Below are 17,210 nucleotides of genomic sequence, written 5' to 3'. Positions count from 1 at the left end.
ATAAATCCAATAATTATTTTGTTGAAGGTTTTTTAGCGGCAAGTTTAAAACCATGACCCACTGAGTATGGAGGCTTCCAATTAAGCGTATTTTTTGTATGGGTAATATCTAGCTGAAGGGAGCCCGTAAGCCTATCAATTACATCAGCTTTATTTAGCATTTTTCCTGCTAATTTAAAACACCAAACTGGCACAGGTAAAGCGAAGTTTTTTTTATTTTGCACTTGCGCCATTAATGCCACGATTTCAGCGGTTGATAAGTCATGATCATCACTCGCTAAAAACACTTGGTTAGCTGCTTTTGGGTGCTTAATACATACCTTGATTAAGTCAACCAAGTTATAAACTGATACTAAACTACGTTTGTTATTTTTAATTAGCCTAAAGGGAAGTGGTAAGCCTTTACCAACAAACCTCATTAGTGATGCAAAATTTGCCTTTACAGCCTCACCATAAACTAGTGGCGATCTAATAATAACAACTTCCATGCCAGTTTGTTTTGCTAACTCTAATAACTGCTGCTCAGCCTCTGCTTTAGAAATCCCATAAGGATCTTCAGGGGCTGGATTATCACTCTCGGTAAACGGAGATTTATTAGTCGTACTTTCTCCATTAACCTTTATAGAACTAATAAATATAAAACGTCGAACGCCTGACTTTACAGCTTGTCGCGCCAAGTTTAAAGTCCCTTGTGTATTAACGGCTCTAAACTCTGCAATAGGATCTGATGATTTTTCGTTCATAACATGAACGCGCGCTGCTATATGCACAATGGTATCAACTTCATTAAGTGAACTAATTAAATCTAAATACTTATTCGAAGATAAATCTAACTGACAAAACCTATAATTAGTTTGAGGTTCCACTCTTCCAACTAATAAACACTTTTCAACAGGTAACAGCTTCAATAATTGTTTACCAACAAAACCATTATAACCGGTAATAGCAATCATTGAGTTTTACCAATTAAATTAGTATAAATATCTAAGTGCTTAGCTACAACGCTATCTACATCAAACTCAGCTTCAGCAAAAGCCCTTGCTTTATTGCCCATTGACACTCTCAACTCTGGTTCACTTATAAGTTTTTGGAGAGCGATTGCCAGCGCTTTAGAATCACGAATAGGAACTGTGAACCCAGTCACACCTTCAATTATAGCGTCCCTGCAACCAGGATTATCGGTTGTTACAATAGCTCTTCCACAGGCAGCAGCTTCAATAAGCACTTTTGGTACACCTTCACCATAAAACGATGGTAAACAAACTATATTTGAATCAGCAAATATAGCTGGTATATCACTTCTGTGTCCTAGGTAAGTAATCAAATTTTGGTTTACCCAAGAGTCAATCTCAATTTGCTTTACTGTATTTGGGTTTTCTAAATCAGGGGTACCTACGAGTAAAAACTCAGTATTAGGGTACTGTTCTTTAATAATTCTGGCAGCGTCTATGTATTGATACACACCTTTCTCTTTAAGTAAGCGGCATGCCATAACTATTTTTATGGTGTTACAAATATTTTCAGGATAATAATTATAAACAGAGAGATCAGCGCCAGAGCCTTTAATTAAGACTTTGTCAGATCCTTTTAATTTTGCAACATCGGTTAAAATCTTTTCATCAGAAGTATTTTGAAAAATAACTGTTTTATATTTTTGTGACAAAGCTACTTTATAAAAGGCAGATGCAATAAGTCTTGTTACTTTTGCTCGTATCGAACTTGCTGCAAATACATAGCCAAGCCCTGATATAGCTGCAACGAATGGAATGTCTTGCTTAATAACATGAAGTGCCATACCAGAATACAAAACTGGCTTAATCGTAATGGCATGAATCAATGAAGGCCGTAAATCTTTAATCGTAGCTTTAATAGTTTTAATCGTATTTACTTCAGAAGCTATACCACCACCGCTTCGAGTAAAAGGAATATCCACGACATTGAAACCCATCGATGCTAATTCATCTTTATGCTCAGTAAATCTACAAGCAACAGTAACTTCATAACCACTTGCAAGAGCTTTTTTCGCTATAGATAAACGGTGAGAAATAAAAAACCAATCAACATTTACTATAAATAAGAGTCTCAATGGTTTCATAATATATTACTTCCATTAATTGTTTTTCTGATTCTTTCAATCGAAAAAGACTTTATATCATTAAGACCTAACCGATAATTAATTTGAAATGGAGAAGTCTTAGATGTCTCAAAATAACCAGGCCAATAATTCTGAGCTAGCTTTGTAATCGGATATTTATAAACTCCTCTTTTAACCGTTTCACTGTTAGGTGTAAAAAGGTAGGCACTTATTAAATCATCATCTAAAAAAGGAGCTACAATATTTATATTATACTTTTTAGCAAGTAAATACTTTTGCATTTCTCGAGCTGGTAATACCCTAAACAAATAAACCATTCTTAAAACTAAATGCCAGTCTTTATACTTGCTATAAAGTACACTTAATTCAGATAAAAAATATTTTTCATATTCTGTATCAATATTTTCATTTTCAGTCATAGCGCACAAAATTGAATGCCTAAAATCTAATTGAGTTAGGCATTTTAAAGCTTTACTGAACCTATAAAACTTTCGTTTTATAGGGGTGCTTTTATCTTTATAGATAGGAAGCAAAGATAATGGATAAAATACATATCTTGCCCAAGATATCTTGGCCCAAAGAGTATAAATTTTATCAAGGGGCAATCCGTTTAAAAGAGAGTCAGCTCCCTGACCATCAATTATATTTTTTTCCTGACTAAAGTCATTGATTCTTTCAAATAACTCAGGGAAAACTAAAGAAATTGAATCAGAAATATATTCACCAGTTTCGTCAATAAATTCAGATGCTCTATCACTTAAGTCCACATCTAAATTATAAGATTCAAAAGGGACTTTAATAGAGTTACTTAGTTCATTTGCAATAACTCCCTCTTTAGGAAGACTCGACATTTTACACATGATCGACTTTGATACAGAAAATCGATCATTAACAAAGCCTAATAAAGCTGAAGAGTCTATTCCACCACTTACTAATATTTCAAGCTCATCATCACTTTTTAATTTAGAAAAAAAACTATCTAATTCATCAACTAAAACAGGCGTATTACAACTTGTAGTATTTTTATTTTCAGGGTAATTAGAGCTAAACGTTATCTCTTTTTCACTTATGTTAAAACATACAAACGGTGCAGTCATATACACACCCGTATATTGAGTGAACGGCGGCAATATAAAACCAAATTTTTTATAGAAGTCGATACTCGATTGTAGCTCCTGAACGCCATTTAAATATTCAGTCATATTAGCTAGACAATCTGAAATATAAAGCACACCGTCTAGTTTAAAAATAAAAAGTCTAGTAGCTAAACTAGCACTGTAAAAAACAATGTCATTACCAATAAACTTTAAGCCTAAGTGTTCTTTAGCCCAGTTTTTAAAAATATCAAAATTTTCAAACGTTGTTTTTTTCTTATTTTTTAAAACACAAAAATTCATGAAATAACCTTATAAAATTAAATAAATAGCTTTCGATAAACCAAGTAAGGAATAAAACGGAAAGAAAAAAACTTAAGAACCTCTAGTTTCATTTTTTTATTTTTTTTGTAAAGCTCCAATTTAAATTTATGTAGTGACTTTTGCCCTTTATTCATTTTACTAGAATGTTTATTATAAGCGTGTAAAAGCCCTTTTATTTTATGTTTTGATGTCGAAATTCGCCCCTGTTCATGCTCGGTATGTAAAACGTAAAGTGGGTCTTTCAATCTTAATGCCGGTCCAAAGCGCTCTATTAATCTTAACCACATATCTGCATCTTGTGCTGATGTTAGGTCCTCATCAAACCCACCTATTTCTAAAATTTTTGTTTTTTCTGTTAAAATTTGCGTACCAGCTATGTTCCCCCATAGCATATCATTTAGATCTATTAGCCTCTCTGACTTAAATAAGTTCGAACTTCCTGATTTATTAACTACAATTGTATTTGACGTGACAAAAGACAACTTGGAATTATACGCTTTTAAAAGTAATTCTAACCTTGCCGATATAAACTCATCATCGTCGTCCAGGCCTGCGATATATTTCCCTTTTGCCATTTTTATTCCTTCATTGCGAGTGTAGCAAGCACCTTTATTTTCACTGTTTCGTCGGTAACGTATAGTAAGCTTGCTGCTACTTTTATAATTCTCTAAATAACTATACACATCTACATCAGAGCAATCATCAGATACGACAACTTCAAAATCCTTAAATGTTTGAATTTCTAATGATCTTAATGCTCTTTCTAAAAAAAAAATTCTATTGTATGTAGTAATTACTACTGAAACTTTAGGCTTTTCCATTAAAACTTAATACCTTTGAATTAAAAACTGAAAATATTGTCAAAAAGAATAAAATACAGTTATTTGTCAATATCATTATTGCAGCCCCAGTCCCTCCTAAGTAATTTACTAAAGGTGCCCCTATAGCAGCACTAATGATGAAGCTAACTAGAATATTCCTTCGATGATGTGCATCCAAACCTGTCATTATCAGGAGATAAATTGATGTCCCTGAACAAACAACAAAAAGCTGTGATAAAGCTAATATTTGTAAAACAACTTTTCCTTGTTTAAATTCACCCCCGAAAAAATTGAGAAAAAACGATGGGTACAATAAAAGAAAAAATAAAAAAGGCAGGCATAAAACTACTGAAAATAACAAGAATTTAAAGTAGTTCTCTCTAAGTTTTATTATATTTTTTTCATAGTAAAGCTTTGAAAAAGAATGTGCACTAACCCTATTAAGAGCAAATAAAACAAAAGCCACTAGAGTAGATATTTTTACTGCTACTGAAAATATCGCAACCTCCTTACTATTCGAAAAGAACGCCAAATAAAAAGTTGTTAAAGTGAGTGTAATTACGGCTAAAACCTCTACAACCATTAAGTTTTTAGATTTATTAATAAGTACTCTAGTTATTCTTTTACTCAACAACTTAGTACCTTTAAGACTCCCTTTGATTTGATAAATTGATATTAAAAATACGCAAATACATGACGATAAATAAAAAAATGCTATATCAATATTGTTATCTGGCTTAAATGTTAAAATTAACACGATAAGAAAGGTGTACAATAAAGGTCCTGACAAGAATAGTGCTTTTTTTAAATAACCAAACCCTTGTAATATATGACTAATTAATATACTTGTAACAAAAAAAGGTAAAGCAAATGCAAATAAGCTTAAAGTTTTTCCTAATGAACTAACATTAAACAGCGTACTTGTTATCTGGTTAGCAAAGAGAGAGATAAATATAGCTCCTAGTCCCCCTAAAGCAAAAGAAATACATATAGAGTTTAGTATTAATGTATCAGTTCTCTTAGCACTACCAGTGGCAACTTCTCTTAACATGTAATTATTCATTCCTAACGCACAAAACGGGGTCAAGAAAGTAACTACCGAAAGTGCTATAAAGTACCCCCCGGAACTTTCAAGGCTCAAACTCCTTGTTACTAGCATATTACCAAGAAAACTAATTGCTGCGGATAACACCTTGATAAAAAATGCAAATATTGTATTTACTACCATACTTTTTTCACCTGACAAAACCTAGTGTATAAGAAGTACGCTATGATATAGTAAGTACATATTGGGTAGATATCTGAAAGCTGGCTTCTCCCAACAAAAAACAGATTGTAAATAAAGCAGACACTTAGCCCAAACCAAAATGGAGAGCGATTATAGACATTGTTTATAAACCTTATTTGCATACCGAACAAAATAAAGAAAATGTTATATATATATATATTTCCAGAAGACCAAACATAGAAAGAACTTGGTAATGACCAACCTAATCCTTGGCCACTGAAATAAGCTTTTGAATTATAAAACCAAGATATATAGCCTGAATAACTAGTCGTATAAGAAGGGAAATCTTGGAATAAACTTAATACTTTAGATGCTCCAATTACAAAACTTTGAACTCCCGGTAAAAGTGGGTAATCGTCAATTTTTGTACTTGCATCGAAAACCATTAAACTTATTCCGTTACTATATAAAAAGTGAATTATAGACTCATATATAGATGCACTACTTTCAAATGAACGGAAACTTAAACTCATCATAACTAATGAAACAGGTACTGCTATTAATAATGACTTCAGGATCGAGGTAAAGTTGAAATTAGTAAGGGTTGAGTAATACCATACAAAAAAGAACACCATTGTAAAAAATTGACCACGCTGCCCCATTAGTATTCCTAACAAGCCAGAGATAGATAATGCAATGAGTAAAACCTTCCTAGATTTTTTTACATTAAAAGCCAGCGAAAGAGCTAAAAGTATAAAGAAAGGAGTTTTTGGGTTAAGACTAAAACTAAATTCACCTCCTTGCGATGCGTATAAGGCAAGATATCCGCCCGAAATAACATTAATGAAAAGCAAGAACTCACTATATAGATATAATAAACTAATAATTATCGAAGCAAATAAAATAAGACTCTCATTATTGCCTTGCAGTAAAGCATCCCTTTTATTTTTATTATCACTCTTTGATTTAGAGAGAACACTCCAACCCACTAGTAAATATATAAACATAGAGCTAACATAAACAGTAAGCCGATTAAATTCCGATGTTTCAAGCGTGTAAAATGTAAAAAAACTGATTTTAAATATATTTTCTTCACCTCCTAAGAAATTATAAATATATCGTCCACCAATAAATAGGGATAAGCTTAGTAAAAACAAGCTAAATACATTTATATAGCTACTGTCAACTTTGGCTAATAAAAAAGTAACCAGCATTAAAGCTACCATACCTGATGATAGAGTATTAACATCAAAATATACATCGTGAGTGATGGTAGCGTATGCGTATAAAGAGTGGCATATTAATAAAAATAATATAGCTAAGTTTGTCAGCTTCATAGTATGCATTTATTAACCGTTATAATCCCAATGATCACCAAAAATAAAATCAGCGGCTTTTGGATAAAAAACTTCACACCCCCCACCATGGGTAAATGTCATTTCACCAAAAAATATATCCCCATTAACTAAGTAGAAATCAACACGACAATAATTAAAGTTAGAACTTAACTTTTTTGCTAACTCTGCCATCTGAAATATTTCTTTATTATAAATAGGCTCCCAAGCAAAACTCTTATGCTGAATATCAAATTCAACTTGTTTTAATTCATCATCCAATAAGACTCGTTTATGATTAATCTGCCTATCTATATCTATTTGTAAAAACCACTTCGTCTTACCTTTTTTATTAAATACATGAAACTTGTAATCAACTGGCACCTTTCCATTATCTGAAATAAATTTTTCTATAATTACCTTTCTCTTAATTTCTTTATAATGTAATTCGGCTGAGTTCAAACCATATGGTTGCAACAAGGAGTTTTTAAATTTATTTACTATATCAATCTTATTAAGCTTACTTTCCTCATTTACAATTGTAATATGCTCTGAACCACTTGCATGATTTGACTTAATTACATAATTACTAGGTAAATCTCTTAAATCTTCAAGACAAAGCCTATCAACAACTTTGTAAAGAGGAATTAAGTACTCTGGACCTATAGTTTTTTCAACAAATTTACGTACAAGGTACTTATCAGATAACTCTGTATAAATAGGGAGTGGATTTAACTTTCTTAGTGCAATCTTTTCATTAAAGGAGCGAGGTGTTTTAAAGTTAGGCCAATAACCATGCCTATAGAAGATATCAACTCTAGTCATTAGCTTAGGAAACTTTTGGGTAAGATGACCTTTAACTTTTTTTGCAATTTTAATCACTTAAAAATCCTATTTTTCATATGCAATAACCAAGGAAAACAAATAAATGCTAAGAGCATATAATATAAGAAGTTCTTTTTTAAACTTAAGCTTGAAACCCAGTTAATAATATTTCTTTTATCTTTGAAAGATATATTGCGTTCATATTCTAATTTTTTTTTCGTAAATAAAAACACTAACTTTTTTAAGTGAGTATCTAAATAGCTTTTTGTAATGTCATTCTCAACTTTAATTTTTGCTAATTTTTCGCATACGAACTTGTAACTTTCTACATTTCTCATACTAACTTTTTGAGTCATAATTGAGTTTTCTCGAACTCTTCTTATGTATAATTTAGAGCCTAAACAAAGAACTCGCTTAACTTTTATATCCAACAATAGTTGAGGAGTAAAAAGTTCATCCTCATGTAGCAGTCCTTCCTCAAAGAAAGTACCTTCCAACAAAGATCTTTTACAAGAAAAATAACATGCTGAACTGGAGTAGTTCCTATATTTTGACATTAAACAAAAGAACTCTTGTCCACTCATTACTTTATCTATTACTCTAATGTCTCTTTTAAAAGTACTGGTTATATTAGAGCTGTCACCTCCGTCTAGAAATAGTTTGCGATCAAAGTAGAGCATATCTAAATTATCACTATCCATAGTTTTAATTATCAAATTAACACATCCAATTTCATACATATCATCACTATCTAAAAATGATATATATTCCCCTTGTGAATGTTTAACTCCCATATTTCTAGCAAAAGACAACCCCCCATTTTTATAATTAAAGAGTTTAAACCTAGAGTCTATATTAACAAATCCTTCCGCAACTTCTTTTGATTTATCAGTAGAGCCATCATTAATTAAAATGAACTCAATATCTTCTCTTTGTTGATTACTCAATGATCTCAAACAATCTTCTAAGTACAACTCAACATTATAAATAGGTACAACAACACTTAATTTAAGCACAATTATCACTCAACATTTTATTTATCTTCGAATACAAATACAATCATTGTCGCAGGTGTAACACTTCTCCTAAAATGATATTCAGATAAGTATATGCCTTTTCACCACATACTTTAAAATTAAAGACTATAAGGATGATATAACTATAGTAATTAATTTTAATTTACGAATATATTTTCATATAGGGACAATTTATAAAGCATTTTCTCTTGCAAGAAAAAGAGATACGACAACGCAAGGACATCACAAAAGTGAGCAATAACTTTAAGGATAAATTGTATTTTAGCAATTTAGTATCTCAGTAATATTACACTCCACTGAGACACTTCATTCTAAATTGAGACAGTCAATTTAGACTATCTCATTGTAATTGCTTGTTTTTGTGCTTTTTATAAAAAGTGCCCAATAGGCCCTCAAAAAATCACTCTATTTATGCGTCACTTTTATATTCATAATTATAGTAACCATAATATCCGTAAGCGTTGCTGGCTTTTTTAAGTACACCGTTAAATACCACGCCTTTTATATCTATGCCATTTTGCTCAAAGCGATTACGGGTTAGCTCTATTTCACGTAAATGGTTTTGACCAAAGCGGGTTACTAATAACGTAGTACCTGCATGGGCGCTTACAATAGCGGGATCGGTTACCGCTAATATAGGCGGTGTATCTATAATGACCAAATCGTAAGCGGTACTTAGCTCTGCTATAAACTTACTAAAGTTGCTGTGCATTAATAATTCTGATGGGTTAGGTGGTATTTGCCCGCGAGTAATTACACTTAACCCTTCAACTTTAGTTGCTTTAGTTACTTGCCTTAGGTTTAAACGCCCCGATAGGTAGTCACTTAAGCCTTCTGCTGCCTCTATATTGAACTGTGTTTGTAAGTAACCTTTACGCATGTCAGCATCTACAATCAATACTTTTTTACCACTTTGCGCTAATACGACTGCCAAGTTAACCGATATGAACGACTTACCTACACCAGGACTTGGCCCAGATATGGCAATAACATTATTTTTAGCTTCCATCATCGCAAAGTGCAAGCTTGTGCGTAAGCTACGTAGTGCCTCAACCGCTAGATCTGCAGGATTGTCTGTTGCGAGTATGGATTTAGCTTTCGCTGCCTTGCTCTTGCGTCCTTTGTTAAAGCCGGCAAGTTTATCTTGATGCTCTGAGTGCGGTACGCTGGCATAAACAGGGATACCTAGTGCTTCAATTTCGCTTGGATCTTCCACCCCTTTATGCATAGCTTTTTGTACTAATACAATAGCGACACCTAGCATACCACCTAGCATAGTAGCCATTACAACTATCAAGGCTTTTTTAGGTTTTACTGGTTTACTGGTATTTACCTCAGCGTAGTCAATAATACGTACATTACCGACTGTACCCGCACGGACTATATCAAGCTCTTGGGTTTTACCTAGTAGTAGCGTATAAATTTGATTACTTACTTCTACGTCACGCTTTAAACGCAACAACTCTTGTTGGGTTTCAGGTAGGTTCCCTACCTCGCCCACTAAAGCTTTACGCTGCTCTTTAACTGCGGCTATTTGCTCAACTAAACCTTGGTAGGTTGGGTAATGCCAGTCAGTTAACACTGACTGGCTTTTTTTTATACGGATATTTAGATGGTTTCTTTTTCACACATCGTGGAAAGCTGCGCTCATGACGCCTTGTCGGTAACTGAAATAGCGTCAGCGTTTCTAATAAATGCTCATAGTGTTTTGGTAAATTTCCCGGACTTGTCAGTGGGATAGTTAACAGAAATACGTTGATATGCCTTGAACAATGAGAAAAACTCAGTTGATTTGGCCATACTTCCAGTAACTCTGCCGCCTCACGCATGGCTATTCTTATAATATTGTAGGCAATTAGTAACCCCCACAATTCTTGCCTTATCATATCCGGCCTTTTTGAGCGTAGGATATAGTTTGAGTGCAGCATCGTTTGTTTTATTTCTCGATATCCTATTTCTATTTCCCAGCGATGCATGTACAAATCAGCTATTTCTTTTGATGGGTAACGCATTACATCAAGCATTGATGTAAGAATCTGATACTGCTTATTATTATGCGTGTAGGTAAGCAGCCGAGCTTCTATAAACTCTGGCAAGTCAGTAAACTTTTTTCGCGCTTGTGGCGATGTTTTAAGACGCACTAACTGGTCATTTTTACTCATTTTCTTTATGGTATCATCCAGTGTCTTTCAGTCCCTGCTTGATGCCAACGATGCAAAAGCCCTAATGAATAATAACCGCGATCAAATAAGGTTAATGAGTTATCCGGTGTGCCTTCAATGAGTTCTTCAGCGAGTGTCATCTCCCCTTGATGCTGCCCGTTAAAAGCACAATTAATGAGTTGATGACTCGTTAGCTCCATGTGGCATACCATCCGAATTTGCGGATAGGTATTTTCACCATACTGGGTTGAGCCACATCCAAATACGTCTTTATTCTCTGGCGTATCATGTGTACGAAAGACAACCCCATCAACAGCTAATAGATTTAAGCCACAAAATGTATCAAAGTGGGCATGATTATAATGCCGTGACGCCATCATCTTGAAGACCTGCTCGACAGCACCTTCACCTAAGCGTTGTCTCGCTTGAACCATGGCACTAGGGGCAACTAGTTTCCCTTTACCTGGTAAGGCGATGTCCATTTTAGAGGCTATATCCCAAACAGATTCATGACGAAATAAACTCATACCAATCACAGACCAAACGACAGCGTCGAGTGGTAAACGACGTTTACGAACGGTGGCGACCCCCGATTTTTCAAAAGCTTGGTTAAGTAATTCGGGATCTAATATGCCAGATAAGTTATCAAGCGCTGTAAATTCCTCGGCAGATGAGAAAGTGGTCGAAAGAGCTGTTTGAATATCCATAAAAAATCCGTAATTAGCGAAACTAATTACGGATTATTCACGATCATTTAGATCGGTCAACCGATCAATTAACCTTAACTGATCGGCATTAGGTAGGTTGGGTGGTCTTTTTTAAATTTACGACTGATCTCTAGGCGCTTTAGTTCTAGCTCTTGTAATTTAGTTTCAAGCACGACTACTTGTTCAAGCACGCCTTGGGTTTCGAGTGTTATGTTTATTGATTGGCGTTTAATTTGGTAGTCGTTAAAGCGCTGCTCTGCAAATTCAAGTTGTTTTTTAATTTCAGGCAGTTGCACTTCTAAGAACTCTAGCGACTTTTGAGCTTCAGCACTATTTCGCTCTACGTTACGGCGTACATAAATAGCAGCGACTTTATCTAGTACCTTTTCGGCGTAGCTTGGTTTAGTACTTTGTAGGCTTAAATTAATTATGCCAGAGTCTTTGCCTTTTTCGCTTGCGCCGATAGCAGCTTGTAAATCTAAAATAGTATTTAGGCGATCTTTTCGGCTTAATAAAAACTCAGTACCTGGGCGAGCAATTAAGCTACGTATGGTTAAATTAAATTTACCATTGCTTAGCTCATCTCCCACTTTGCCACTAAGTATTTGCTCACCTTCACCATCTAATAAAGCAACGCTGTTATTGGCTTGTGCTACTAGTGTGTATGTTTGATTAATAGCTCGGCTAGGTACGTCAAATCTAAATACGCTAATGCTTTCGCCGCCCCAGGCATAGCTATCTGCACCAAAGCTTGGCTCGGCTAAATCGCCTTGCTCCATTGGCGTAAACTTACGATAGGCACGGCTACCAACTAATGGAAATAACTTTGGCTCTGCAGTTATATCTAGTTTTAACGTATCTACCGCTTCGCCTATGATACTACGCGACTTTAATAGTTCTATTTCTGTAACGGCAGCAGAGGTACTTTCGAACATACCGGCCATGTCGTCAAAACCAGGTACAGAGCTACTACTATTCTCAACCTGTATCATTGCGCTTGCTTGGTATACAGGTGTGCTTAAAACCGCATAAACCACACCTACTAGCATAAATAATGCAGTAACTGCCACTATAAAATACTTACGATCGAGCAGTGCACCAAGTAATGCCATTAAGTCAATTTCTTGCGCTTGCTGTGTTGTATTACTTACTTGCTTTTGAGTGTTTGAGCTGTTGTTAGGCTGAGTATTCATTAAATTAGCCATTCCTTATAAATACTTTTGCCAAGCGCTACAGGCGCTGTCGATTAATGCGTATACATGGTCAAAAGCCTCTTGGCTTTGACGGTACGGATCGGGTATTTCAGTGTCGTTAATCCATTTACCGAGTAAAAATGTTTTACCACGAGCTTCTGGATAGCGGCTACATAGGTCAGTTAAATGGCGCTGTTCCATTACTAAAATCACACTATTTTGTGCAATTAGTTGCGAGTTAAGTTGGCGACCTTGGTGTGAGTCCATATTTATGCCATGCACTTGCGCTATTTGCTTTGCTGTGGCGTCGGCTGATTTACCTTCAAGTGCAGTTAAACCAGCTGACGATACAGTAATATTTTTGCCTTCAAGCTTTGCTTTTAATATATATTCAGCAGTTGGGCTGCGGCAAATATTGCCTGCACAGACCACTAATACAGAATCAAACATGTTAATTAACCCTTAGTTATTAATGTCGTTAAGGTTATCAACTGTTGCTACCGAAGGTAGTAACAAGCTTATTACACGGTTCCAACGTGCCAGCGGTGCTGAGGTTACATATACAATGTCGTGCGGTTGTAGTTCAAACTGCTCAGCAAGTACTAATGCAGCTATGTTTTTAGCATGCAACTGATATACGTCGGCAATTATTCCGGTTTGTTCCAGGTTACGTTTACGCAGCACAAACACACCATTTGCATCGGCGGTGTTTTCGTTTAAGCCACCGGTGTTAGAAAGTGCTTCTGCTAAGTTTAACCCGTAACGCGTTATGCTCACCGAACCTGCTTTATTTACATCACCTAAAACAAATACTTTTTGTTTGTCGTTACGGTTTACGTGCACTATGTCGCCATGTTGTAACAAGCGATTTTGTGAAATATCACCATTGGCGTAAAAGTCTTCTAATTTAATGACTTCGGTTTTATTACCACGAGTAAAGGTCACTGTGCGCCAATCGGCTTCTTTAGTTAATCCGCCAGCTTGGTTAAGCGCATCTATTAAAGTAAGTGGTATATCGGTTACTGGGTATACGCCTGGCTGTTTGACTTCACCCGTTACATACGTTTTTTGGCTTTTAAAGCTAACTATTTTTACGTCTACTTGTGGGTTTTCTATTACTCGCGCTAAACGTGATACTAAATCTTTGCGTAACTCGCTTATCGTATGCCCAGCTGCTGGAATATTTGCTGCGTAAGCATAAGTAATAGTACCGTCCTCTTGTACTTTAAAGCCGTCGAACTCAGCCGTACGCTGCGTACCTGCTGGTATTGTAAGCTCTGGGTGATCCCATACACCTACCGTTACTACATCGCCTACACCTAATTTATATTTATAATTACTGGTGTTAACACCTACTAGGCTAGAAATTGGTTTTGCCGCTTTACGTGCATTTTTTTGTTGTGAAATAAGCGACGAGTCAATAATTTGAATATTTACTTTTTCGAGCTCTTGCTCGAGATTAGTTGTTTGATTACCAGGCTCTATGCCTTCAAAATGGCTGCCTGGTATAATTGTACAACCAGTCATTGCTAATAGGACGAGAGAGGTAGCGAGAGATTTACAGCGTAACGCCATTGTTGTATTCCAAAATTATTTTAATTATTTAGCTGCTCATCAGCCGATGAGTCGTTATTTTTTGCGCTGTAATTAAAGCATGGATAAAGGGAAAAAGAAAGGTTCTAGGTTCTAGGTTCTAGGTTCTAGGTTCTTCAATATAGTTGCTGGACCCTTACTCTTTACTAAAAACTTTATCTTCTTAGCGCTTATGACCTCAAACACGCTTGCGGCCCTGTTCGTCGCAGAGCTTTTCTCGCTCCAATCTAAAAGTATATCTATTTACTCTCTAGTCCTTCGGACACGCTTCCGCCCCTAGGTTGCAGTTCCTACGTACTGGTAAAATTTAATTTTTGATTTTTGGTATTAAAAATACACATCAAAAAGCACTATCAGTAAATACCGTTGTGCTCTCTAATTTTAGCTAAAACTTATAGTGACTAAAAGAGATGTGTAAAACTTCACTTATAAGCCATAAAGCGCTTAGCTTTAAATTTGCGTGTAAGGCAATTAATCTATTGTGATTTACTAATTGGAAAGTGGTTTTTTATTGCAGTTCGCTCGCTGTTTATTTCGAGGCTTTCTTGGTAGTTAATACCCAGCTTTCCATAGCAATCAACACTTGTAATCAATTGCAAAAAACACAATGTCAAACTAAATGAGCGCAGAATTATACCCTATGTAGTTTATATGTAAATGACTAATTAAATAGAAGTTCAAAGGAATAAAAGTAGAGGTTAAGTGGCTGTAAAAATCCAGCCAAACAACGTGTTTGGCTTTAATACCGAGCTTGGTTTGATCTTTAACCTTGAGCTTGCAGTTGGGAGTTTACCTCGCGCAATGCTTTTTAATTTTAGCAAGTGCGGCATAAAGCCCCGCCTACGGGTAATTTAAACACCGAGCTTGGCTTAATCTCTGCCTGATGCCTGCTCTTACCCGCCCTTTAATCTACTTTGAAAGATAACCCTAATGATGCAAGCATTTTTGAGCGTTTATCAATAGAGTCTGATTCAACTTCTACTAATTGTGCTTGAGTTAGGTTTTCGCTTGAGGTTTCACTAATGTTGTAAATGTTACGGCTAATCTCTTGCGATACCATACTTTGTTCTTCGGCAGCTGTAGATATTTGGCTCGTGATATCTGAAATATCGCTAATAGAAAGATGAACCTGAGAAACTACTTCTTGTGTTTGGCGTGTTTCTTTAACACAGTCTTCGGCAGCGTTTTTTCCAACTTCCATCGTTTTAGACCAGCTTAATAACGTTGACTGCATTTCTGCTATAGATGTTTGTATTTGCTCAGTGGCAGAGTGAGTTCTACTTGATAGTGCGCGAACTTCATCTGCAACTACAGAAAAACCTCTTCCATGCTCTCCAGCACGCGCTGCCTCGATGGCTGCATTTAGCGCAAGTAAATTAGTTTGATCTGCAATACCTTGAATTTCTTGCATGATATCGCCAATTTTACCTGCCTCTTTGGCTAATTCTGTAGCTGAATTAGCTGAGTTATCTACCTCATTTGCGAGTAAAGAAACTTTATCCATAGTTTGCGACATAGCTTGTGTAGCTGCCTCACAATTTGAATGCGCTTGATTTACTTTTTGGGTAGTTATAACAGTACTTTTGGCAACTTCATCAATTGAGTTAACCATTTGCTCAACCGCTGACGAAACCTGATGTAGCTCTGCAGCTTCTTTTTCAACTCCCAATTTAGATTTTTGAGCAACGGCTTTGAGCGAATTGGCACCTTTTTCTAAACTCAATGTTCCATCGATGATCCGCCCTACTATTGTAGTGACTTTGCCTTCGAGTAATTTAATTTGAAAATCTGCAAAACTAAATATATTACTGCCCGAAAACACATGGCGAGAAATACTGTCTGACTCGGCTTTTCTTTTTTTAAGGTATCGCTGCGATAAAACGAGCTGATCATAATAAATAACAAAAGGCAGAGGAATAAACAGCAAAATAAACCACAGTGAATAACTAACTAACCAAGCAAAAAGTGCACTAAAGCATAAATATATAGGGAGTTTGAGTACTGATAGCTTATGAGTAAATGTATTTATAGACTTACCACTATTAATCCGCTGATACAGTTTTTCTGCACTGTTTAAGTACTCTGGTAATAGTCGGCGTCTAACAGATTGATAGCCAATTTTTTTACCGCTTTCATAAATGGGCGTTACAAATGCGTCAACCCAGTAGTATTGACCATTTTTACATCTATTTTTAATTGCACCTCGCCAAGCAATATCATTCTTTAAATTAGACCATAAATCGGCAAATGCAGCTTTGGGCATATCTGGGTGGCGCACCATACTATGGTTATTACCTACTAGCTCGTCTAATGTATATCCAGCAACTTTACAAAAGTTATCATTTGCGTAAGTTATGACTCCTTGCAAATCTGTAGTAGAAAGCAGTTCTTCATCAATACCAAAAGTAACTTCCTGGTCGACTATAGCTTGTTTTTGCTGATTCATTTGAATGATATTCCCTTAGGGTGATATATCGCTGAAGGATAATTTATAAATGTAAAAGGCGCAATTACAATACTTTTTTATTTACTTTATTTTTTTAAATAGTAAAAAAGTTGATTATATTGAGTGTATTTTTAGTTACAAATAACTATTGTTAAAAGAGTAGTTTGTTTTTTGAGTAATGTGAGGGAAGCAGGAAATAAATTATAAAAATATTAAAAGCGTCAGGTGTGAGGTTCTAGTTTTAAGTTCTAGCTAAGTGATATAGCTCGATCCTGATTTATAGATAGGAGTTTACCTTGTGCAGTTTTTTTATTTTAACAAGCGCGGTATAAAGCCCCGCCTACGGGCAGCT

General features: G+C 35.3%; 11 protein-coding genes and 3 pseudogenes. All 14 read right to left on the bottom strand.

The annotated features are described in order from the left end of the window. Positions 1-13: 13 nt before the first annotated feature. Positions 14-952, bottom strand: coding sequence for a UDP-glucose 4-epimerase family protein (locus PTRA_RS01995; protein ID WP_058372486.1), 939 nt, complete (start codon positions 950-952; stop codon positions 14-16). Further along, a complete protein-coding gene (locus tag PTRA_RS01990) occupies positions 949-2,094 on the bottom strand; it encodes a glycosyltransferase family 4 protein (protein WP_058372485.1) in 1,146 nt (381 codons plus the stop codon). The genes PTRA_RS01995 and PTRA_RS01990 overlap by 4 nt, the downstream gene beginning before the upstream one ends. Continuing rightward, complete coding sequence (locus PTRA_RS01985; RefSeq protein ID WP_058372484.1) at positions 2,091-3,491, bottom strand: asparagine synthase-related protein; 1,401 nt, start codon at positions 3,489-3,491, stop codon at positions 2,091-2,093. The genes PTRA_RS01990 and PTRA_RS01985 overlap by 4 nt, the downstream gene beginning before the upstream one ends. Positions 3,492-3,508: 17 nt before the next feature. Continuing rightward, complete coding sequence (locus PTRA_RS01980) at positions 3,509-4,333, bottom strand: glycosyltransferase (RefSeq protein ID WP_058372483.1); 825 nt, start codon at positions 4,331-4,333, stop codon at positions 3,509-3,511. Further along, positions 4,320-5,561, bottom strand: a complete 1,242-nt coding sequence (locus PTRA_RS01975) for an oligosaccharide flippase family protein (protein WP_058372482.1) — start codon at positions 5,559-5,561, stop codon at positions 4,320-4,322. The genes PTRA_RS01980 and PTRA_RS01975 overlap by 14 nt, the downstream gene beginning before the upstream one ends. Beyond that, complete coding sequence (locus PTRA_RS01970; protein WP_058372481.1) at positions 5,555-6,907, bottom strand: O-antigen polymerase; 1,353 nt, start codon at positions 6,905-6,907, stop codon at positions 5,555-5,557. The genes PTRA_RS01975 and PTRA_RS01970 overlap by 7 nt, the downstream gene beginning before the upstream one ends. Before the next feature lie 3 nt (positions 6,908-6,910). After that, on the bottom strand, positions 6,911-7,777 hold the full coding sequence (locus PTRA_RS01965; protein WP_058372480.1) for an ATP-grasp fold amidoligase family protein: 867 nt from the start codon (positions 7,775-7,777) through the stop codon (positions 6,911-6,913). After that, a complete protein-coding gene (locus PTRA_RS01960) occupies positions 7,774-8,736 on the bottom strand; it encodes a glycosyltransferase family 2 protein (RefSeq protein ID WP_058372479.1) in 963 nt (320 codons plus the stop codon). Before PTRA_RS01960 ends, PTRA_RS01965 begins: the two co-directional genes overlap by 4 nt. 430 nt (positions 8,737-9,166) lie before the next feature. Beyond that, positions 9,167-10,321 (bottom strand): annotated as a pseudogene (locus PTRA_RS01955) (polysaccharide biosynthesis tyrosine autokinase); the annotation flags it as partial. Positions 10,322-10,328: 7 nt separating this feature from the next. Then, positions 10,329-11,626 (bottom strand): annotated as a pseudogene (locus PTRA_RS01950) (IS4 family transposase). A 92-nt stretch (positions 11,627-11,718) separates the two neighbouring features. After that, positions 11,719-12,819 (bottom strand): annotated as a pseudogene (locus PTRA_RS01945) (Wzz/FepE/Etk N-terminal domain-containing protein); the annotation flags it as partial. 15 nt (positions 12,820-12,834) lie between these two features. Beyond that, positions 12,835-13,269, bottom strand: coding sequence for a low molecular weight protein-tyrosine-phosphatase (locus PTRA_RS01940; RefSeq protein ID WP_058372478.1), 435 nt, complete (start codon positions 13,267-13,269; stop codon positions 12,835-12,837). A 12-nt stretch (positions 13,270-13,281) separates the two neighbouring features. Further along, a complete protein-coding gene (locus tag PTRA_RS01935; protein ID WP_058372477.1) occupies positions 13,282-14,394 on the bottom strand; it encodes a polysaccharide export protein in 1,113 nt (370 codons plus the stop codon). A gap of 922 nt (positions 14,395-15,316) precedes the next feature. Further along, positions 15,317-16,858 carry a methyl-accepting chemotaxis protein gene (locus PTRA_RS01930; RefSeq protein WP_058372476.1) on the bottom strand — a complete coding sequence of 514 codons (1,542 nt, stop codon included), beginning with the start codon at positions 16,856-16,858 and terminating at the stop codon, positions 15,317-15,319. Positions 16,859-17,210: the final 352 nt, after the last annotated feature.

The sequence above is a fragment of the Pseudoalteromonas translucida KMM 520 genome, assembly GCF_001465295.1.
GTDB classification, from domain to species: Bacteria; Pseudomonadota; Gammaproteobacteria; order Enterobacterales; family Alteromonadaceae; genus Pseudoalteromonas; species Pseudoalteromonas translucida.
This window is presented reverse-complemented; position numbering and strand designations above follow the sequence as displayed.

Excerpts from the sequence above, each read along its gene's own strand:
- PTRA_RS01980 (WP_058372483.1), bottom strand. The coding sequence starts at position 4,333 with ATGGAAAAGCCTAAAGTTTCAGTAGTAATTACTACATACAATAGAATT.
- PTRA_RS01970 (WP_058372481.1), bottom strand. The coding sequence starts at position 6,907 with ATGCATACTATGAAGCTGACAAACTTAGCTATATTATTTTTATTAATA.
- PTRA_RS01940 (WP_058372478.1), bottom strand. The coding sequence starts at position 13,269 with ATGTTTGATTCTGTATTAGTGGTCTGTGCAGGCAATATTTGCCGCAGC.
- PTRA_RS01930 (WP_058372476.1), bottom strand. The coding sequence starts at position 16,858 with ATGAATCAGCAAAAACAAGCTATAGTCGACCAGGAAGTTACTTTTGGT.
- PTRA_RS01935 (WP_058372477.1), bottom strand. The coding sequence starts at position 14,394 with ATGGCGTTACGCTGTAAATCTCTCGCTACCTCTCTCGTCCTATTAGCA.
- PTRA_RS01985 (WP_058372484.1), bottom strand. The coding sequence starts at position 3,491 with ATGAATTTTTGTGTTTTAAAAAATAAGAAAAAAACAACGTTTGAAAAT.
- PTRA_RS01995 (WP_058372486.1), bottom strand. The coding sequence starts at position 952 with ATGATTGCTATTACCGGTTATAATGGTTTTGTTGGTAAACAATTATTG.
- PTRA_RS01975 (WP_058372482.1), bottom strand. The coding sequence starts at position 5,561 with ATGGTAGTAAATACAATATTTGCATTTTTTATCAAGGTGTTATCCGCA.
- PTRA_RS01990 (WP_058372485.1), bottom strand. The coding sequence starts at position 2,094 with ATGAAACCATTGAGACTCTTATTTATAGTAAATGTTGATTGGTTTTTT.